The sequence below is a fragment of the Pedobacter aquatilis genome (assembly GCF_032678405.1).
GTDB classification, from domain to species: Bacteria; Bacteroidota; Bacteroidia; order Sphingobacteriales; family Sphingobacteriaceae; genus Pedobacter; species Pedobacter aquatilis_A.
On record NZ_JAVTSJ010000001.1, the window covers coordinates 343,090 to 363,481 of the forward strand.

Sequence of the window (20,392 nt, forward strand, 5' to 3'; positions counted from 1 at the left end):
ATAATCCTAAATATTTTGAGCGATTACAAACCCACTTGCCCAGGCCCATTGAAAATTATAACCGCCAAGCCAACCGGTAACATCCAGGCATTCGCCACCAAAAAACAAGCCTGGAATCTTCTTACAGGCTAGCGTTTTGGCTGAAATTTCATCAGTATCAATTCCACCTCGCATAACCTCAGCCTTATCATAACCTTTATCGCCAGCGGGCTTAACCTTAAAGTGATGAATTGTTTGCACGATTAAATCGATTTCAGTTTTAGTTAAGGATGCAACAGGCTTTATTAAGGGTAAAAACTTACCTAAAGCATCTGTAAATTTCTTCGTGTAATACCTGTTCAACAAGGTTGATAACATATTTTTTCCATTCGATTTACGCTCTTCATCGAGCAGCAAGGCGATATCATGATTAGGGAGGAGATTTATATTGATGATTGCCCCCCTGCGCCAGAATGAAGAAATCTGCAAAATTGCCGGACCGCTTAAACCCCAATGCGTAAATAAAATATTTTCCTCAAAAGAAATTTCATCATTACTCACTTCACAGAAAACCGAATTACCTGAAAGCTGGGCAAACCATTCTTCATCTTTCCCGGTAATGGTTAAAGGAACCAAAGCCGGTGCTGTTTCCACAATTTTTAAACCATGTTTGCGGGCAAAACGCAGTGCGAAGTCGGTTGCACCCATTTTTGGTATTGGCAAACCTCCTGTAGCAATCACTAACTTTTCAGTGCTTAAGGTTATTTTTTTGCCCTTGGCTTCATAACTCACCCGAAAGCCATCCGGTAAAACTTCAATTTCTTTCACATCGGCATTACACCGGATTTCCTGTCCGAAATCTTCACATACTGAGGTAAAAACCTGTACAATATCTTTCGCATTTTTACCTTCCGGAAATAATTGTCCCAGTGTTTTTTCCTTTCCCTGGATGTCATAGGTTTCAAAAAAACTAATGGTATCATCAACCGTCCATTGGGTAAATGAAGATTTAATAAAATGAGGATTTGCCGAAATAAACTGTTCTGCCGATGCAAACTGGTTGGTGTAATTACATCTTCCGCCACCAGAAATTAAGATTTTGGCGCCAGGTTTTTCGTTTTTTTCAAGAACAATTACTTTTTTACCAAGGTATCCGGCCTGCACCGCACACATCAATCCGCAGGCACCTGCACCAATAATAATCGCATCAGCATTCATACAACAAAGGTATAAGTTTTAGGTTTATAGCAGTATAGTTGTTTAATAGCCCCGATTGAAGTGGAAATACTTTTTGTTGCAGGTCTTAGACAAGCTCAGGCTGACAATCGCAAAAAGATTGAAACGTAAAGCGGGACTGAATTTGACTCGTTGCAGTGGCCTTGCGCTTCGAAATTTAAATGATACAAATTAATGATTCTGCCATTATCCTTGTTCTTTTTGCTATTTTTGCAGCTCAAAAAACTCAATCTCATTGATGGCAAAACAGATTAGCGAATTAAAATTAGGTATTTTAGGTGGCGGTCAATTAGGCCGTATGCTCATTCAACAGGCGATTAATTACAATGTTAATTCATTGGTTTTAGACCCCGACCCTGATGCGCCTTGCAAGCATATTGCAAACTACTTTGAAAACGGTTCTATTACTGATTTTGATACGGTTTATAATTTCGGCAAGAAAGCTGATTTAATAACCATAGAAATAGAAAAAGTTAATATTGAGGCTTTAGAGCAATTGGAAAAAGAGGGAAAACAGGTTTTTCCACAATCGAGGGTAATACGGTTGATTCAGGACAAAGGTGTTCAGAAACAGTTTTTCAAGGAAAATGATATCCCCACCTCTCCTTTCCAGATTGTAAACACTAAAGAGGATATGGAAAACAGCCACATCCCTTTTCCATACATTTTAAAACTTCGTAAAGATGGTTATGATGGTAAAGGTGTTATGCGGATTAACAATGCCGCTGATTTGGATAAAGCCTTTGATGCGCCTTGTATTATCGAAAAGCTGGTCGACTTTGAAAAGGAGGTTGCCGTAATTGTTGCCCGCAATTCGAACGGTGATATGAAAACTTTCCCGATGGTGGAAATGGAATTTAATCCTGAAGCCAACCTGGTAGAGTTCCTGATTTCGCCATCAACCTTTGCCGAAAGTTTACAGCAAAAAGCGGAGAACATTGCAAAGAACATTGCATCATCAATGAATATAACAGGTATTTTAGCGGTTGAAATGTTTGTATGCAGAGATGGTGAACTACTGGTAAACGAGGTTGCTCCACGTCCACACAACAGCGGTCATCAAACTATTGAAGGCAATTATGTTTCGCAGTTTGAACAACATTTGCGTGCAATTTACAATTTGCCCTTAGGCGATACCACCAGTATTACCAATGCAATTATGATTAACCTGTTGGGCGAAAAAGGCTCAGAAGGCATTGCCAAATATGAAAACTTAGAAAAGATTTTAGCAATTGATGGCGTTTACGTGCACCTATACGGGAAGAAATATACTAAACCTTTCCGCAAAATGGGCCATGTAACCATAGTGGATATTGACCGGGAAAAGGCTATTGAAAAAGCCCGTTACGTTCAGAAAACGTTAAGGGTAATTGCTTAAGAAAACAAACTAAAAGAAGACTTAAATCACAAAACACATATAATGAGTGCGAAAGTAGGAATAATTATGGGCAGCAAATCTGATTTGCCTGTTATGCAAGATGCCGCTGATGTATTAAAGGAATTCGGAATTGATTACGAAATTACTGTGGTTTCTGCACACAGAACACCAGAAAGGATGTTCAATTACGCAAAGAAAGCACAAGGAAGAGGCTTAAAGGTAATTATTGCCGGTGCCGGTGGTGCAGCTCATTTGCCAGGTATGGTTGCTTCTATTACCACATTGCCGGTAATTGGTGTTCCGGTAAAATCATCAAACTCCATTGATGGCTGGGATAGCATTTTATCGATCTTACAAATGCCTAATGGTATTCCTGTGGCTACGGTTGCTTTAAATGCAGCAAAAAACGCAGGTTTATTGGCCACGCAGATTTTAGCAACGGCTGATGAATCGATAACGGTTAAAATGCAGGCCTATAAAGATGAACTGAGAAGAAAAGTAGAGGAAAGCGCCGATAGTATGTAGTCCACAGTCGGAAGTCAGATGATTTGATGTTTTATTAGCATTCATCACTTCGGTCTGCGGACTGCTAACTTTTCTGACAATAATTTAATTCAAGCTTGGGTCTGTGGGGAAATTGCTGATATGTGCATACTTCGGACCCAGGTTTACAATTACATCCCTCCAGAGTTTCTCCTCATCGTTTCCGAAAATAATATCCGGATGCTGAATATCACTTACCATCCAGGCGTTTTGCTCCAGCTCCCGGTCTAACTGACCTTCATCCCAACCCGAATAGCCCATGAAAAATTTAACTTCGCTTTCATCAATGGCATTAGCGTTAACCAGGATTTTCAGGGTTTCAAAATTTCCACCCCAGTAAATCCCATTTACAATTTCTTCACCACTTTGTAATTTATCATACGCCCGGTGTATAAAATGAATCGTATCGGCAGCAACAGGCCCACCAAAATAAATCTGATTATCCGCAGCCCACAAATCCTGAATAACATCTTTCAGCAGCAAATTACCTGCCTGGTTTAAGATGAAACCCACGGTTCCCTCCTCGCCATGTTCTGTTAATAAAACCACTGAACGTTTAAAGTTAGGATCTGCCATAAAAGGTTCAGAAATTAATAAACGGTCGGTTTTTGGATTTAAATTGTTTAGCATGATGATAATCATTTGTTGCACCGTAAAAGATGCCTATTTTTGTTTATGCAAGTTACTAATGAATTTCTACAAAACCTGCGCCAAGATTATAAAAGCGCCACGTTAGATGAAGCTGACGTAGATAACAATCCTATTACGCAATTCAAAAAATGGTTTGACCACGCCTTAGAAGCGCAGGTTTATGAGCCTAATGTTATGACCCTGGCTACTGCCGATAAAGCTGGTAAACCTGATGCCCGGATTGTATTACTAAAAGGTGTAGATGAAGATGGATTCAGGTTTTTTACGAACTACCTGAGCGCCAAGGGCAAGGAACTGAAACGTAACCCTTATGCAGCACTGGTTTTTTTCTGGCCCGATTTAGAGCGACAGGTTAGAGTGGAAGGAACAGTAGAAAAACTTGATAAGGAAACGTCTGAAGCTTATTTTACCTCACGCCCGGTTGAAAGCCAGATTGGTGCAGTCGCTTCTCCACAAAGTCAGATTGTGGCAAACAGGCAGGTCTTAGAAGAAAAATTCGAGGAACTGAAAACGAAAAGCGCAGGAAAAGCCATTTCGAAACCGGCACACTGGGGCGGTTATATTGTTAAGCCTACCCGCATAGAGTTCTGGCAAGGCCGCAGCAGCCGTATGCACGACAGGATAAATTTTGAGCTTGTAAAAGGAATCTGGATTAAGAACAGATTAGCGCCATAAAATCCTTTAAAAATGAAAAGAGATACGCTATCCAGCAAGATCTCTTTTCTTTAACTAATCATTAACTAACCTAAATTTACTAGGAAGTATCTTTATAAAAACGTTGTCATTCTAGCAGAACACTCAACGATTATTTTCTTCTTTTATTAAGCAATTAAATTGCCTTTTTGTTTTTCTTGATGAATCAAATATCCTAATAAAACAGGTAGCTGTAAAGCATGTATCGATGAATAATTGCTATGTATCGATGAAAAACAAAGGGATAAAATTTAACATTATTATTTAACATTTATTAACTTTAATTTTTTGTAAATCAGCATTTTAAAGTATATTGTATGTACAATTATTTTAAATTAAACTCAATGATTTTATGAAAATTAAAACCCTCGTTCCGCTGTTTTCCCTAGCGGTCACCTCCCTTAACGTAAATGCGCAGGAATCCAAATTAAAAAATGAGAAAATTTCTTTTTTGGGTACAGAACTAAAGTATAAAACCAACAATGAATCTTTAAAAAATGGCGCTGTGGTTTTAACAGATGCTAAATCAGCCAACATTATAGTTAAAGGCTTCTACAAAGACAACCTGCCAGCAGGTAACTGGTATTTTTACGGTGCAACGGGTTTAGAAACAAGTTATAACTACGACCAGAAAAAAACACTGTTCATCGATACCGCTTTAATCAGTAAAAATGTGGTTTCTATAAAAAGCAGTAATCAAGAAATTGTGGAGAAAGCAAGTATACCCGTATTGCTTTATCCTAAAGATTTATTTGTTAAAACAGTTGTTGAGGAACTTACAAAAATCAGAACTGCCGATTCGGCTGAATTTCACCTGGAGATTATTACAGATATTTCCAATGCTGAAAACATTAAGTATGCGGTAAAATATTTTGAAAATGGTAAGGCAAAAACACAGGCACTTAAATTAGGTGATTTACCGCTGCCTGTAAATTGGGTTCCGGCCATGTTTAATAAGGAGTTTATTCCTGCCGAGGTAAAAATGAAGGTTTTGGTTAGCGGGTTAAAATTTGCAGATGATAATTCAAAACGATTAAGATGGGATAACTAATACGTGTTCTCTAAACATCTTTTTACGGTTGATTTCATTAAGAATCCAATCCACAAAAAAAGGCGAACCAATCGGTTCGCCTTTTTTATACTTTATTCAGGAATTACCTGGCTTTGGTATAGGTCCATTTTTCATAGAAGAATGTCCTGTCCGCACCCGATTGCGTCATAATGTAACTCACTTCCAATGTCTTGGTAGTACCCGAAACGGTAAACTTGTTCACCCCTGCCGGATTTAGCCTTGCAGCACGAACAGATGAGTTTGTACCCTGTCCGTAGTAGTTCGTAACACTGGTTACATTACCATCGGCATCCATTGTAAATATTGGCGAGAAGTTTCCGTATGCAGATGTAGAAGTACCACTTTTAATCGGGTGGTAGAAATTGTTTGCATACAGGTAACCATCATATTCTACAACTGATGTTGCACCTGTTGTTCTCAGCTCCTGTGTCATTGGATAATAACCAGTTAATGTTGATGAAGTATTATCAACCATCGAACTTGTAGCGGTTACGGTATAAACACCATCATATTTGTTTTTGGCTACGATTACAAAAACACCGGTTCCGTAGTTACCACTTATTGTTCCGCTGGTTACCGATTTAATTTTCACACCTAAAGCATAGGTTTTAGTAAAGTCAAATGAGGCTGTATTTAATGTTAGGTGAAATGTACCGGTTTTCGATCCTTTAGGAATGGTAACGGTATAACTTGGAACAGTATATAACGTTGATGGTAAAACCGTATAACTAGAGCTCATTGTAGCCACAGCTGCATCGTCAAAGCTGATTACGACACTAATATCTTCTGGTGCACCACTATTGCCGGTATAGTTAATGGTTATTGGAAGGTCAATTGAAGCAGAAGCATCAAGCGACTTTGTTACCACTGAATAAGCAGTAGAACTTGTTCTGGAAGGTAAATCTGCCAATTCTATGATACCGTCTGATCCATTTTGGGTGTAAATCCCATCTTGTTTGGTACAAGATGATAGTCCGAGGCTCAATCCGATTAATGCCAGGAATATTTTTTTATAGTTTTTCATTTCTTTATTTTTAATCAATTAGTTAACATCCCAGAAAATTTTCGACGTAAACGGACTCAATCCAGTTGGTACGTTAGGATTTAAGTTATATTCTGTTGTAGGATACAAGTTTCTAACCGGAAGTTTATCAACTGTAGTTGCTGAAGATTGAAGTGATACAAAAGTTGTGGTTGCAGCCGTACCTGAAATAGCCGGATAACCTGTCCTTTTGTATTCCTGCCATGCTTCATATCCATTTACAAAATTAAGGGCAATATATTTTTGGGTAATAATCGCTTCTAATTTCTGTGCGGTTGTTGTTGCTAAAGAATAATTCACAAGATAGCTTGCTGAATTTGCAGCCTTGTATGCCGTTAAATAAGCATTAAGTACAGCATCAGTTGCAGAAGCTGTTGATGTACCAGATTTCTGAAGATAATTATAAGATGCTTTAATACCATTATCAAAATTAGTTGCTGCATCTCCGGATAAAGTGTGTCCGTTCAATGCCGCTTCAGCGAGTAGGAAATACGTTTCAGCCGCAGGCATAATGATTTGTCCCATAACCCTACTTTTCAAAATCCCCTGCGTTTCTGGCGCACTTGAACCCGTACCCACACCAATATACCATGCCGGATAACCTGAAATCCATGAGGAAACATTTGATTCATTACCCAACTGATTGATCGGAGTAGTACCTGCAGCGTAGTTTTTATATATTAAAGCACCACGTGTTCCATCAGTTAATTTTGTACCATTATAAAATGTAAAAATCCATCGGGTTGGGATTTGCTGCGCCGCATAAGAACCGTTACTTCCCGTATAAGTAGAATGATAAGTGTTCCAAGTTGGATTTTGTCTGGCACTTGTGCTTACATATCCTGGATTTATGGTTACATCATCAGTTAAAAAGCCTTCTGAAGAAAACGTACTAAATGCAGTTGCCGCATATGATGCTAATGTACCTGCCTGTGCCCTTGTTAAAATACGGAGTTTAATATTGTTTGCGAATTTGATCCATTTTGTAGCGTCACCACCAAACATGATATCGGAAGTACCCAAGGCAGTAACGACAGAACTAGATCCATAAGTTTGCAAATCCTTTATTGCAGCGTCAATCTCCGTTACTAAAGATTTGTAAATAGTGGCTGCATCATCGTAATGAGGTGTTAAATTATCAATACCTGCCAAACCCTCTGAATAAGGCACATTACCATATTCATCTACTAAGATTTGATAATAGTAAGATTTCATAATTCTCGACACTGCATTGTACAACACATACTTGTTTACACCTGTAGTAGATGTAATAATATACTGGTAGCTTCTCAGATCGGTAAATGCAGAATTGAATAAACCGTTATTTGTACCTGAGTTCCAGTTATATGTAAAATAAGTTGAGCCTGTAAATGAATAGCCACCAGCATTAGCCTGGTATCCAGCCATCCATGCACCATAATTAAAATACGTAATAAAGTTAGAAGCGGTGTTATTAAGTACAGCTGGCAAAACTAAATTTGGTGATGATGATGTAGCGGAGTTTGCATTTTCATTTATATCAAGGTATTTCTTACAGCCGCTTACTGTAAAAATGATTATTGATAGAATAGTTACTGTTAAAATTCTTTTCATAATTAGTGTAATTAGAAAGTTAATGATATAGTACCACCATAGTACCTTGTTGGCGGCGTTTGCGATAATGAGGTAATACCTACAGCATTACTATCTGATCCGTTATTGCTATAATCCGGATCTGCATATTCGTTTGATTTAGGCATCCATATGAATAAATTTCTTCCCTGTGCACTAATTGTGGCAGATTTAATAAATTTCATATTACGCAATACCGATGATGGAAGTTTATATGCCAATGATAGTTCCCTTAACTTCCAGTAGTTACCTGAATAAACATAGTTACTTGTTACGCCAGAGTATAAACTGCTGCTGGTCCAGAAACCTGCTCCGCCATCAGAAACCGTTATACTGTTATTCGCAACATAGGTACCCGTGGTTGAGTCATAGTATGATGAGTTAGGGAAAACAAATTTCTCACGGTTGTAGTAAGCACTTCTTGCTGATGAACCCGAGAAGTCGTATGTTGAACCAGCTGTACTATACTGAACGTAGTTTGATCTGTATTCAAATAAACCTGAGAAAGTTAATCCTTTCCATGTCAACTGAAAATCTAATCCTAACCTGTTTTTTGGAGTAGTGTTACCCAAAATATTTCCAGTTGTAGTACCTACCGGATAACCTGTATTTTTATCTACTACTACCCTGCCTTCAGAATCCCTGATGTAATCTGAACCAATAATTACCGGATAAACCTGGCCAACCTGTCCGTAAATCGTAGTACTGTTACTTACACCAATACGGGTTAAATCGTTTGAAAGTGATATCAATTTATTATTGTTGTAAGTATAATTTCCACCTACGGTTAATGTCCAGTTGCCTTTTCTAATCGGTGTAAAGTGTAAGGCTGTCTCCAACCCCTCATTGGTCAATTCTCCGGTATTCAATAAGTAGTAGCTATAACCAGTAGTAGCAGGTACACCAGCAGTAATTGCCTGGCCTGTTGAACTGGTATTGTAATAAGTTACAGTACCATCTACTAAGCCTTTTAACAACCTAAAATCCATACCTACCTCATAACCAGTTGTAATTTCCGGTTTTAAATTTGAAGATACCAGTGTGTTACTTGGTGTATATCCTGTACCATAACCATATCCTGTTTGTGAATCGAAAGTTGCTTGTAATGAATATGCACCACCATTTGTTGAGTTACCCACGTTTACGTTACCTACTTTTGATAGACCAGCCCTGATTTTCATGTAGTCTAATATTTTGCTGTTTTTCAGGAAAGAAAAAGCATCCGTTGGAATAAATGATAAATCTGCGGCAGGATAAAAGAAAGATCTGTTAGCAGGGGCCAAAACAGAAACCCAGTCATTTCTTCCCGTTAAGTGCAAGTAAAGATATTTCTTATAACCTAAGGTTACATCAGCCCATGCACCGATTTGACGGGTATTGTAATTAGCTTCACCAGCTGAAGGGGTTCCCGTAATATTTCCAAGATTATATAATTCACTTACCTGTAAACCACTTCCGGAAGCATTTAGATATTTATACTCGTAGCTTTTTAATGAAGTACCAATCAATGCATTAATTGAGAAATCTTTAATGTCTTTTTTAATGTTTGCAAAGAAATCAGTACTGAAATTGCTTGTACTTAAAGTTTCATCAGAAACACCACTACTTTGATTTGTTTTTGCCGAATGATCACGTGTGTATTGTGTATATGTGTAACCAGCCGTGCTGTTTTTATTTTTATAGTAACGGTTACTAATTGCAGCTCTGTAGGTAAAATCTAACCAGTCGGTTGCTTTATACTTTAGCTCCAATAAACCAGTTAAGTATTCATTGGTTGTATTTTGTCTATAGTTATCAATTGACCAATACGGGTTTTTATAATAGTCGTTATAATAATTATCAGGATTTGCCCAACTCGAAGTATCTTCCCAGTTTTTATAACTTAAGAGTGGTATTTGTGCCGGTGTATTTAATAAGTTATCATAAATCGTAGATGTTGCACTCGTAATATCATATCTGTTTTTAGTATAACTTGCATTATAGTTTGCACTAAAGTTTTTAGTGAAGTTTCTCGACCCGTTATACCTTAAGGCAGTTCGGTTGTATTTATCTTTAGGTGTAGTACCAGCACCGTTTAAATACTGAGCAGATAAATAAGTTGAAGATTTTTCATCAGCAGCTGAAATTGAAAAATCAGTTTGATTTGAAATACCAGTATCCCAGAAGTCGTACTTGTCGTTTGTAGCTGAATAAGTTGCGTACTGTTGTGAACCATTTTCAAGCACACGGCCAATAGCTCTTGTCGTACCATCGAATGCAGGACCATATTGCTGATTTTCGATAGGATCGTAAACCTGAGCACCGGAAGTAGAACCCGAACCAAATGAATTCTGCAACAAAGGATAAAAGCTCACTTGTTCAAAAACGGTTGTATTTGATAATTTGATAACTGGCGTACCTACCTTACCTTTTTTAGTGGTAATAATTAAAGCACCGTTTGATGCATCAGAACCGTATAAGGCAGCACCACTCGCTCCGTTTAGTACGGTAATATCTTCAACATCATCCGGATTAAGGTTACCTAGAATGGCATTAGGAACAACAGCTCCATCCAAAACAATTAGGGCCTGGTTATTTCCCGTGATAGAGCGGTTTCCTCTTAGTACCAATCGGTAACTTGGATTAACACCACTGCTTACTGCATTGATTTGTAAGCCGGGAACTTTTCCAGTTAGTCCGCCTGCAATGGTTGGTGATTTACCAGCGGTTAACGAAGCTCCGTCAACACGTGTAGACGCATAACCTTGCTCCCTGGCAGTTCTCTTTATACCACCTGCCGATACAACGACCTCATCGAGCGTGTTCGTATTCGACTCAAGAACTACATCCAGATTACCACTCGTTACTGATATCTCTTTTGATTTGTAACCTACAAAGCTAATAACCAGCTCTGCTTTACCTGTTGGAACCTTAAGGGTGTAACGCCCATTAGCACCAGTTGTCGTTCCTACACCTGTTCCTTTTAGTTTAATACTAGCACCAGGGATTGGTAAGCCATCATCCTTGGCTGATACTACTCCTGTAACAGTCCTGTCTTGTGCGGAAACTTTTGTCACCAGCAAGACCATAAAGAATAACAAACATTTTAGTAGTTTTCTTTTCATTTACATTTAATTTTAGTTTAAATAGTTAATAATATATTTGAAGAATTAATCGCAACATGGCCGTTTTAGAACTGTTTAGTTCTGCTTAATTAAACCATATATTTGATTAGTTTGAGATTCTCATCTTATTGGAAAACTTGGGCGGAATTCCAATTCATTACGAACAGTTGGGATGATTAATAATTCGACATCTAATAAAAGAAATAGAGATCAACTATATTTTTAAGAAACGATAAACAAGATTTTTGTATCGATAAACAATTTAAGCTATGTTAAAAAACATTTTTTAACTATTTATCTTAATTATTTTGACTAAAAGGCACTTTTCAGCAAGGAAAGAAGTGAAATAATCACACAAAAACTAAAAAAGACAACAAAAAATAACTAACCAATTCATAAAACTCATCCAATAAACTTATTATGATTAAAAATATTTCAGTTATAGGCTCCGGAACAATGGGAAATGGCATCGCTCATACCTTTGCGCAATTTGGATGTTCGGTAAATCTTATCGACATTAATCAAACAGCTTTAGATAAGGCTTTACAAACCATAACAAAGAATTTAGATCGGCAAGTTGTAAAAGGAACACTTACAGAAGAACAAAAAGCAGAAACGTTAAAGAATATTAAAACGTTTACCGCTATGGAAACTGGAGTAAAAGAAGCCGATTTAATTGTTGAAGCGGCGACAGAAAACATCGATTTAAAACTCAAAATTTTCAAAGATTTAGATGCCTTTGCCCCTGCCGAGGCCATTTTAGCATCGAATACTTCCTCTATATCCATTACGCAAATCGCAGCGGTTACCAATCGAGGAGACAAGGTTATCGGGATGCATTTTATGAATCCTGTTCCGGTAATGAAGCTGGTTGAAGTTATCCGTGGCTATCAAACCAGTAATGAAACCACAAATACCATCATGGCGCTTTCTGAGCGTTTACAAAAAACACCTGTTGAAGTGAACGACTATCCAGGCTTTGTGGCAAACCGTATTCTGATGCCGATGATTAATGAGGCCATCTATACCTTGTATGAAGGAGTTGCCGGTGTTTACGAAATTGATACCGTAATGAAACTGGGCATGGCGCACCCAATGGGTCCACTACAACTAGCCGATTTCATTGGTCTTGATGTTTGCCTAGCCATTCTTAAGGTACTTCATGAAGGCTTTGGAAACCCAAAATATGCACCCTGCCCGCTGTTGGTGAACATGGTTGCTGCAGGCAAAAAAGGCGTTAAAACAGCTGAAGGCTTTTACCAATATACAGCCGGTTCGAAAGAACTCATTGTTTCCAACAAATTTAAAAAATCCTAATTTTTTTAGCATTTAATTTTATATTTGCTGTATGAATGAAAATCTTGATCCTGAAGCCAGCAACCTTACGCCTACCGACAGGGATATTGAACGGGTATTACGTCCACAGGCATTTGAGGATTTTACCGGGCAAGAAAAGGTTATGGAAAACCTGCGGATTTTTGTTCAGGCTGCAAAACTACGTGGCGAAGCACTTGACCATGTATTGCTTCACGGGCCTCCGGGATTAGGAAAAACAACCTTATCTCATATCATCGCCAACGAAATGGGTGCCGGTATTAAGGTTACTTCAGGGCCTGTTCTGGATAAACCAGGCGATTTAGCCGGATTACTTACCGGATTAGATGCCGGAGATATTCTTTTTATTGATGAAATACACCGTTTATCACCTTTGGTTGAAGAGTACCTGTATTCGGCGATGGAAGATTTTAAAATTGATATCATGCTCGAAACAGGGCCAAATGCCCGTTCTGTTCAAATCTCCTTAAATCCTTTTACACTGGTTGGCGCAACTACGCGTTCGGGACTGCTAACTGCACCTCTACGTGCCCGTTTTGGTATTAATGCCCGTTTGGCTTATTATGATGCAAAACTTTTAACTACTATTGTACTGCGTTCATCAGATATCCTAAAAACACCGATCAGTGATGAAGGCGCCTATGAAATAGCCCGGAGAAGCCGCGGAACACCTCGTATTGCCAATGCTTTACTACGCAGGACCCGTGATTTTGCCCAAATTAAAGGTAATGGAAGCATTGATCCTGAAATTGCAGGCTATGCCTTGAATGCACTAAACGTTGATGAGCATGGACTTGATGAAATGGACAATAAAATCCTGACTACAATTATCGACAAGTTTAAGGGTGGTCCGGTGGGCTTAAAAACCATTGCTACAGCGGTAGGCGAAGATGAGGGTACGATTGAAGAGGTTTATGAACCATTCTTAATTCAGGAGGGCTACATTATGCGTACGTCGAGAGGTCGCGAGGTTACTGAAGCAGCTTACAAACATTTAAAGAAGAATTTTCCTGGACAGACGGGGAAGTTGTTTTAAGGTTTTCCCGCTGATTTAAAGGGATAAGAAACACAGAATATAACTATTAAAATCCTTTTAAATCTGCGAACATCTGCGGGAAGCTAAAATACGCTATAAAGTTCTCGCAGGTTTTGATTTTCCCTGTAAATTTCAAAATATTTTCCCGCTGATTTAAGGGGATAAGAAGCGCAGAATATAACTACTAAAATCCTTTTTAATCTGCGAGCATCTGCGGCGAGATAAAATACGCTATAAAGTTCCCGCTGATTTATTTTTTTCCTATAAATTTCAAAATATTTTCCCGCTGATTTAAGGGGATAAGAAGCGCAGAATATAACTACTAGAATCCTTTTAAATCTGCGAACATCTGTGGGAAGCTAAAATACGCTATAAAGTTCTCGCAGGTTTTGATTTTCCCTATAAATTTCAAAATATTTTCCCGCTGATTTAAGGGGATAAGAGGCGCAGAATATAACTACTAAAATCCTTTTTAATCTGCGAGCATCTGCGGGGAGATAAAATACGCTATAAAGTTCCCGCTGATTTATTTTTTCCTATAAATTTCAAAATATTTTCCCGCTGATTTGATAAAGTTTCGCATTACTGTTTTGCTGAGGCACGAAGCATCTGCAACCTATGTAACAGATTCTTCGTTCCTCAGAATGACAGTAGTTTCAAAAAAGATTTAGTGAACAGCCCGACTGTATTTATAAATGGAAACCTAGCTTTCATTTCCAAGAACTAATTTTTCTCAAAATCAGTAGCTAATTCGCAAAACATTAACTTCATTTCTCTGTTCATTCAATGTAAAACAAACAAATTATGAATATTGAATTACGCAGATTAACGCTCGAGGATTATGCAGATTTAAAGGAATCGATGATTCAGGCATACGACAGCCTTGGCGGGTCCATCTGGCCGAAATCAAGCATAGGCAAGCTACTGAAAATTTTCCCTGAAGGACAGCTTTGTGTTGCGGTTGATGATAAAGTTGTGGCATGTTCCTTATCGATTATTGTCGATTATACAGAATACGGCGACAAGCATACCTATAAGTTAATAACCGGAGATTATTCCTTTACCACTCACGATCCGAACGGCGACACCTTATATGGGATTGAAATTTTCGTACATCCCGAATATAGGGGGCTACGTTTAGGAAGAAGATTGTATGAAGCCCGGAAAGAGCTTTGCGAAAGCCTGAACTTAAAAAGCATAATTGCCGGCGGTAGAATTCCCGGATACCATGCTTATGCCGAAACGTTAAGTCCGAGGCAGTACATCGACAAGGTAAAGGCCAAGGAGATTTATGATCCTACCCTAACCTTTCAGATTTCCAATGATTTCCACGTACGTAAAGTGCTTAAAAACTACCTACCTGGTGATCATGAATCGAAAGAATATGCAACATTAATCGAATGGAACAACATTTACTATCAAGGCGTAGATGCTTCAGCACGCTCGGCTATGACCATTCGTTTGGGTCTGGTACAATGGGAAATGCGTTTATTCCCGGATATGTCTGCCTTTTACGAACAGGTTGAGTTTTTTGTTGATGCGCTTAGTGGCTATAAATCCGACTTCATCATGTTTCCGGAGCTTTTCAATACCCCTTTGCTCCAGCCTTACAACCATTTACCTGAAATCGAGGCCATGCGGAAACTGGCTGAAAAAACCCAGGAAATTGTCGACAAAATGCATGAGTTTGCGCTAAGTTATAATGTAAACATCATCACCGGAAGTATGCCTTTACTTGAAGGAGGAAAACTTTATAATGCTACTTACCTTTGCCACCGGACGGGTAAGATTGATGAATACCGTAAAATACACATCACCCCTAACGAACAGAAATACTATGGTATGATCGGTGGAGATAAGGTTAAAGTATTTGATACGGATTGCGGAAAAGTAGGTATTTTAATCTGTTATGATGTTGAATTTCCTGAACTGAGCCGCATATATGCAGATCAGGGCATGCAAATCTTATTCGTTCCCTTCTTAACGGATACCCAAAACGGCTATACCAGGGTAAGGCATTGCGCACAGGCAAGAGCCATAGAAAATGAATGTTATGTTGCCATTGCCGGTTGCGTGGGTAACTTACCAAAAGTAAACAATATGGATATCCAGTTTGCCCAATCAGCGGTTTTTACGCCTTCAGATTTTGCTTTCCCAACCAATGCCGTTAAGGCCGAAGCCACTCCAAATACGGAAATGGTGCTGGTGGTTGATGTTGATTTACACCTCCTGGATGAGTTACATCATTATGGTACGGTTAAGATTTTAAAAGATCGAAGAACTGATTTATATCAAACCAAATTGTTAAAATAAGAAGCCTCAAAATTACAGCTATTCCGGTTTTTTTATTCCCTGTTTGTATTTGCCTACGGTCTTCTTGGTAGCAATGCCATTTTTATGGGCAAATCCCGAATAAATGTGCAACCAGACACGAGTTATTATACCAGTAAATACGAAGTAAATGTGGACTTGAGGTGGATAAAAGGTGGACTAGACGTGGACTTGAGTCGGACTTGAATGATGATTAATTTAGATGAACTATGTTAAGCTCATTCATCTTTTCTTAACATAAATATACGCAAATCAATCTGCCTGGTCCTATTCTTTATTAATTTTCTCCATGTGCCAGGCTATTAAAAACCAGTTTCAATCAGCAATATATTTTTCAAAAAAAAGCCGGTTATATCACTAACCGGCTTTCAATTTTTACTAAAGCTAATTATTTGCGCATTGCAAACCATACGATTAAACCAATTATTACCGCTATTGGTAAAATCCATTTTAATACAGAACCTGCTCCGTTTTCGTCTTTTTCGGTAACGGCTGGACGGGCGGGTCCCGGGTCTGCTTTATGACTTTCGTAATCTTGTTCTATCGGTTTCGGAGCTTCTCCGCTTTCCGTATGTTTTGGATCTAAGTTTTCCATTATTGAAACATTTAATGCGTTATTTAAGCTCAATGGCATCCCAGTTAAAAATCTGGAAATTAATCCGGCTCATATTTATTAATTCAGTTTTCAAAATAACAACAAGCAATTAGGTAAAAAGGTTTTAATTCTAAGCCCTATCTTTGCAAACCGCATGTATAACAATTCTGCAAAATATAGCAAGCTGATTAAGGATGAAGCCATAAGGTTGGGTTTCATGGCCTGTGGTATTTCTAAAGCAGAATTCCTGGAAACAGAAGCACCCCGTCTGGAAAACTGGTTAAACAAAAACCTTCATGGCGAGATGAAATACATGGAAAACTATTTCGATAAAAGGCTCGACCCCCGCTTACTTGTTGATGGCGCAAAATCAGTTATATCACTTTCCCTGAATTATTATACGGAGGCTAAACAAAGCGATCCTGATGCACCGAAGATTTCGAAATATGCCTATGGACAGGATTACCATACCGTTATAAAAGATAAGCTTAAGGCCTTAACTCATTTTATTGAAGAAAATATTGGTGAAGTATCGGGAAGGGCCTTTGTTGATTCGGCACCAGTTTTAGACCGTGCCTGGGCGCAGCGCTCAGGAATAGGCTGGATTGGTAAAAACTCGAACCTGATCAGTAAACAAAATGGTTCGTTTTTTTTCCTTGCCGAATTAATTATCGATTTAGAACTAGATTACGACCATCCTTTCCAAACCGACCATTGCGGCACCTGCACCAGGTGCCTCGACGCCTGCCCCACTGATGCCATTATTGCACCACAAGTGGTTGACGGCACAAAATGTATATCTTATTTAACTATCGAACTAAAGAACGAAATACCAACGGAGTTTAAAGATAAAATGGATAACTGGATGTTTGGTTGTGATGTTTGTCAGGATGTTTGCCCATGGAACAGGTTTTCGAAAGCGCACAACGAAGCATCATTTGAGCCCGAAAACGGCTTGCTTGATTTAAACGCTAAAGACTTAACTGAAATCACCGACGAAGTTTTTAAAAAGGTTTTTAAGGGATCGGCTGTTAAAAGAACCAAGTTTATCGGCTTGAAGCGAAACATTGATTTTTTGAAATCGTAAAATATGTTCAGGTTAAAACTTATCATCATTTTCTGCTTTTTCGCCCACATGGCAATGGCGCAAACCTTACATCTTAAAAAAAGAAAAAACAACGCCATTGGTGGACATGAATTTGCGCAAAAGATAAGTGACAGCACACTAAGCCTTAAGAAACGGGAAAAAATAATTTTCAGGGAAATTAAACGCGGTAATGTTCCTGATTTTTTGAGAACATTAAAAAATTTCATCACGGTTAGCAATCATGATCCTGTTAAGCTAAGCTATTATGTTTTGCCTGATTATCTTGCCATAGGCAGCAATGAAGATTTCTTCTATGTACCCATGACGCCTATGCTTGCACAGAAGGTGGCAAAGCTGACGCACTGTGTTTTGCCCACAAAACACCTGGTTGATTTAATATACCAGGCTGCTCGTATAAAATTAAACCCACAACCTATCGCACCAACAGCAGCAATGACTACTGTTCCCGTATTTATTGCACATACCGATTCTGTAATAAAGCAGCTTAAACCTTTTTTAGCTGAACATAATGAAAGCGCATTAACGGCTGGCCATAAAAAGGATATTATTATTTCGAATAAAATTTATGGTGAGAACACCGCGAGGGTGGTAATCTATGGCTGGCATAAATCAGATGGAAAGGCTATCCAGCCAGTTTACAATAAGCATACGAATACCTGGGCAGATTACAGCCACGGTGTGCGATTAATTCAAAATACAATTTACGTCGACAACAAAAAAACGACATTAAAAAAGGCGTTGAAAGATCCTCTTTTAAGTCGTTTCTTTAGTGATGAAGGCCAGATTACCAAGCCTTATTACCCTGTAAATGCCAAATATTAATTCAGCGTAAAGGTATTATCCGATTTAACTTTATCAGGCGTATGCGGGTTTCCCATAACTACCTTAGTTAATTTCCTATTTGTTTTAACATTGATGGTTGTCTGGCTGTTTCCGCTTTCCCAAACACCAATTGAGCTATGGTTCTTTTCTGTTGAACCATCTTCATAGGTTAACAATAAATCAACCGGTAAAGCTTTGGTACCTTTGTTCTGAATTACAATTGCGTAACCTGCATCTGTTTTAGTTGCCGATTTAATGGCCATATCAACAACACCACCTTCAAAAAACCAGGGTTTCCAGAACCAGTTTAAATTTTTACCACTACCTTCATTCATGCTGTAAAAGAAATCATAAGGCATCGGATGTTTACCGTTCCAGTTTTTAATATAATGATGTAAAGCTTTGGTAAACAGCTCATCACCCAGGTAATCCTTAATAAAAAGATAAGCTAAACCAGGTTTAGGGTAAGAGTTGGTAAAAGCGCCTGAGCCCTTTAAATCGGGCGTTAAAGTCATGATGGGCGTATCATCCTTTCCACCAGAACTCGAAGCTGTTGGCTGAATACCATATTCATCTACGATGGTTGAGTCAATCATCGGAGAAATCAGCCACTCACCTATCGTTGCCCATCCTTCATCCATCCAGCCATATTTAGTCTCATTAATTCCCATGTAGAATGGGAACATGGTATGAAAGATTTCATGGTCGGTTAGTGTAATTGCATCTTCACGTTTATCAACGGGATTATCATTCACCATCATTGGGTATTCCATCTGGTCTAAACCATCGAAAACTGTTTCATGGTTATATGGATATGGCCATTTTGGAAATTTATAGCTCATAGCCTCTACCGTTTTGCGGGCGAAATCGATTACTTCGTAATAATCTTTATGTTTTGGATTAAAAACGGCATCAACGCGGGTACGTCGCTTCGTTGCCGGATCAACTACCAAACTCGATGATTTCCACAAATAATGATCGCTCGAAGCAAAAACAAAATCAGTAACGTTTTTAGCTTCAAACTTAAAGGTATTAAATGCTTTTGCCTGTGTTACTTTTTTAGCCGCGAGATCAGCTTCGGTAATCACGTCGATAACGGCATCATTTTTTTCTGCTGATGTTATTCTGGCGACAATATCTTTCTGGAAAACATCTGAAGCATTTTTTAAATCGCCTGTTGCCCAAACGCCATAGCCCCCCGGAACCGTAACTTCGGCCGAAAAGTTGTCAAAATCATTATAAAACTCTTCAGCGCCGGTATAAGGATACTTGTTCCAACCATCAACATCGTCATAAACGGCAATTCGTGGGAAGAAATAAGCAACGAAATGAGAACCCTCATCAACCTGCCCTGTACGCATGTGCGATCCCTTGTTTAATGTATAATTATAAGCTATTGCAAATTTTATCGTCTTTCCTGGTAAAACAGCAGGAACTTTAACCGTCATGTTTGTTCCATCAATGGTAAAGTCGCTAATATTTTTTCCATTGGCTGCTAATTTTTCAATCGCTACACCATCGCCTAAGTCAGCTTCGGCAAACCTGGCTTTTCTTGGCGTTCCTTTTTTATACAGATTAGGATATAACTTAAACCATATTTCGTTTAAAGTATCAGGGCTGTTATTGGTATAAACTACATCAACAGTACCTTTCAATAAGCGGTTAACCGGATTAAAATCTACTTTAAGGTTGTAATTAGCACTGTTTTGCCAGTATTTTTTTCCTGGCTTTCCATCAGTACTTCTTGTACCTTTCTGATAAGTACGCTGAAAAACAGGCTCCACAGGCAGCTGTACCTGGGCTTGTAAACAAAAAGATGAAAAAAGAAGAACACTTAGTATTTTGAGTAATTTCAT

Annotated in this window: 16 protein-coding genes; 9 read left to right on the forward strand and 7 right to left on the reverse strand. The window is 38.5% G+C overall.

The window, feature by feature from the left end; genetic code table 11:
* Nucleotides 1-6 precede the first annotated feature (6 nt).
* Complete coding sequence (locus R2R71_RS01575) at nt 7-1,197, reverse strand: NAD(P)/FAD-dependent oxidoreductase (RefSeq protein WP_316829479.1); 1,191 nt, start codon at nt 1,195-1,197, stop codon at nt 7-9.
* A 256-nt stretch (nt 1,198-1,453) separates the two neighbouring features.
* On the opposite strand from R2R71_RS01575, the gene R2R71_RS01580 reads away from it, so the two are divergent.
* Nucleotides 1,454-2,593: a 5-(carboxyamino)imidazole ribonucleotide synthase gene (locus R2R71_RS01580; RefSeq protein WP_316829480.1), complete on the forward strand. Its 1,140-nt coding sequence runs from the start codon at nt 1,454-1,456 to the stop codon at nt 2,591-2,593.
* A gap of 42 nt (nt 2,594-2,635) precedes the next feature.
* Complete coding sequence (gene purE, locus R2R71_RS01585; RefSeq protein WP_316829481.1) at nt 2,636-3,118, forward strand: 5-(carboxyamino)imidazole ribonucleotide mutase; 483 nt, start codon at nt 2,636-2,638, stop codon at nt 3,116-3,118.
* A gap of 84 nt (nt 3,119-3,202) precedes the next feature.
* On the opposite strand, the gene R2R71_RS01590 is transcribed toward purE, so the two are convergent.
* Nucleotides 3,203-3,766 carry a YqgE/AlgH family protein gene (locus R2R71_RS01590; protein WP_316829482.1) on the reverse strand — a complete coding sequence of 188 codons (564 nt, stop codon included), beginning with the start codon at nt 3,764-3,766 and terminating at the stop codon, nt 3,203-3,205.
* 45 nt (nt 3,767-3,811) lie between these two features.
* On the opposite strand from R2R71_RS01590, the gene pdxH reads away from it, so the two are divergent.
* Nucleotides 3,812-4,462 (forward strand): pyridoxamine 5'-phosphate oxidase, encoded by a 651-nt coding sequence (pdxH, locus tag R2R71_RS01595; RefSeq protein WP_316829483.1) that lies wholly within the window; start codon nt 3,812-3,814, stop codon nt 4,460-4,462.
* 370 nt (nt 4,463-4,832) lie between these two features.
* Complete coding sequence (locus R2R71_RS01600; RefSeq protein WP_316829484.1) at nt 4,833-5,531, forward strand: hypothetical protein; 699 nt, start codon at nt 4,833-4,835, stop codon at nt 5,529-5,531.
* A gap of 103 nt (nt 5,532-5,634) precedes the next feature.
* Here the strand turns inward: R2R71_RS01600 and R2R71_RS01605 are convergent, their stop codons facing one another.
* From R2R71_RS01605 to R2R71_RS01615, 3 genes are read right to left on the reverse strand one after another with little or no spacing between them, the layout of a single operon-like run.
* Nucleotides 5,635-6,576, reverse strand: coding sequence for a DUF1735 domain-containing protein (locus R2R71_RS01605; protein ID WP_316829485.1), 942 nt, complete (start codon nt 6,574-6,576; stop codon nt 5,635-5,637).
* A gap of 18 nt (nt 6,577-6,594) precedes the next feature.
* Nucleotides 6,595-8,187, reverse strand: a complete 1,593-nt coding sequence (locus tag R2R71_RS01610; RefSeq protein ID WP_316829486.1) for a SusD/RagB family nutrient-binding outer membrane lipoprotein — start codon at nt 8,185-8,187, stop codon at nt 6,595-6,597.
* 11 nt (nt 8,188-8,198) lie between these two features.
* Nucleotides 8,199-11,309, reverse strand: a complete 3,111-nt coding sequence (locus R2R71_RS01615) for a SusC/RagA family TonB-linked outer membrane protein (protein WP_316829487.1) — start codon at nt 11,307-11,309, stop codon at nt 8,199-8,201.
* A gap of 417 nt (nt 11,310-11,726) precedes the next feature.
* Between R2R71_RS01615 and R2R71_RS01620 the strand changes: the two genes are divergently transcribed.
* From R2R71_RS01620 to R2R71_RS01630, 3 genes are all read left to right on the forward strand, one after another.
* Nucleotides 11,727-12,626: a 3-hydroxybutyryl-CoA dehydrogenase gene (locus tag R2R71_RS01620; RefSeq protein ID WP_410478201.1), complete on the forward strand. Its 900-nt coding sequence runs from the start codon at nt 11,727-11,729 to the stop codon at nt 12,624-12,626.
* 31 nt (nt 12,627-12,657) lie between these two features.
* Nucleotides 12,658-13,680: a Holliday junction branch migration DNA helicase RuvB gene (gene ruvB, locus R2R71_RS01625; protein WP_316829489.1), complete on the forward strand. Its 1,023-nt coding sequence runs from the start codon at nt 12,658-12,660 to the stop codon at nt 13,678-13,680.
* An 804-nt stretch (nt 13,681-14,484) separates the two neighbouring features.
* Nucleotides 14,485-15,993, forward strand: coding sequence for a GNAT family N-acetyltransferase (locus tag R2R71_RS01630; protein ID WP_316829490.1), 1,509 nt, complete (start codon nt 14,485-14,487; stop codon nt 15,991-15,993).
* A gap of 406 nt (nt 15,994-16,399) precedes the next feature.
* On the opposite strand, the gene R2R71_RS01635 is transcribed toward R2R71_RS01630, so the two are convergent.
* A complete protein-coding gene (locus R2R71_RS01635; RefSeq protein ID WP_316829491.1) occupies nt 16,400-16,606 on the reverse strand; it encodes a hypothetical protein in 207 nt (68 codons plus the stop codon).
* 154 nt (nt 16,607-16,760) lie between these two features.
* Between R2R71_RS01635 and queG the strand changes: the two genes are divergently transcribed.
* Both queG and R2R71_RS01645 read left to right on the forward strand, forming a co-directional pair.
* Nucleotides 16,761-17,693, forward strand: a complete 933-nt coding sequence (gene queG / locus R2R71_RS01640; protein ID WP_316829492.1) for a tRNA epoxyqueuosine(34) reductase QueG — start codon at nt 16,761-16,763, stop codon at nt 17,691-17,693.
* 3 nt (nt 17,694-17,696) lie between these two features.
* A complete protein-coding gene (locus R2R71_RS01645; protein WP_316829493.1) occupies nt 17,697-18,536 on the forward strand; it encodes a hypothetical protein in 840 nt (279 codons plus the stop codon).
* Here the strand turns inward: R2R71_RS01645 and R2R71_RS01650 are convergent.
* Complete coding sequence (locus tag R2R71_RS01650) at nt 18,533-20,392, reverse strand: M1 family metallopeptidase (protein WP_316829494.1); 1,860 nt, start codon at nt 20,390-20,392, stop codon at nt 18,533-18,535. The two genes, R2R71_RS01645 and R2R71_RS01650, sit on opposite strands and share 4 nt — an antisense overlap.

Bases quoted from the DNA above. Each gene is read 5' to 3' on its own strand.
- R2R71_RS01575 (WP_316829479.1), bottom strand. From the start codon at position 1,197: ATGAATGCTGATGCGATTATTATTGGTGCAGGTGCCTGCGGATTGATG.
- R2R71_RS01580 (WP_316829480.1), top strand. From the start codon at position 1,454: ATGGCAAAACAGATTAGCGAATTAAAATTAGGTATTTTAGGTGGCGGT.
- purE (WP_316829481.1), top strand. From the start codon at position 2,636: ATGAGTGCGAAAGTAGGAATAATTATGGGCAGCAAATCTGATTTGCCT.
- R2R71_RS01590 (WP_316829482.1), bottom strand. From the start codon at position 3,766: ATGCTAAACAATTTAAATCCAAAAACCGACCGTTTATTAATTTCTGAA.
- pdxH (WP_316829483.1), top strand. From the start codon at position 3,812: ATGCAAGTTACTAATGAATTTCTACAAAACCTGCGCCAAGATTATAAA.
- R2R71_RS01600 (WP_316829484.1), top strand. From the start codon at position 4,833: ATGAAAATTAAAACCCTCGTTCCGCTGTTTTCCCTAGCGGTCACCTCC.
- R2R71_RS01605 (WP_316829485.1), bottom strand. From the start codon at position 6,576: ATGAAAAACTATAAAAAAATATTCCTGGCATTAATCGGATTGAGCCTC.
- R2R71_RS01610 (WP_316829486.1), bottom strand. From the start codon at position 8,187: ATGAAAAGAATTTTAACAGTAACTATTCTATCAATAATCATTTTTACA.
- R2R71_RS01615 (WP_316829487.1), bottom strand. From the start codon at position 11,309: ATGAAAAGAAAACTACTAAAATGTTTGTTATTCTTTATGGTCTTGCTG.
- ruvB (WP_316829489.1), top strand. From the start codon at position 12,658: ATGAATGAAAATCTTGATCCTGAAGCCAGCAACCTTACGCCTACCGAC.
- R2R71_RS01630 (WP_316829490.1), top strand. From the start codon at position 14,485: ATGAATATTGAATTACGCAGATTAACGCTCGAGGATTATGCAGATTTA.
- R2R71_RS01635 (WP_316829491.1), bottom strand. From the start codon at position 16,606: ATGGAAAACTTAGATCCAAAACATACGGAAAGCGGAGAAGCTCCGAAA.
- queG (WP_316829492.1), top strand. From the start codon at position 16,761: ATGTATAACAATTCTGCAAAATATAGCAAGCTGATTAAGGATGAAGCC.
- R2R71_RS01645 (WP_316829493.1), top strand. From the start codon at position 17,697: ATGTTCAGGTTAAAACTTATCATCATTTTCTGCTTTTTCGCCCACATG.
- R2R71_RS01650 (WP_316829494.1), bottom strand. From the start codon at position 20,392: ATGAAATTACTCAAAATACTAAGTGTTCTTCTTTTTTCATCTTTTTGT.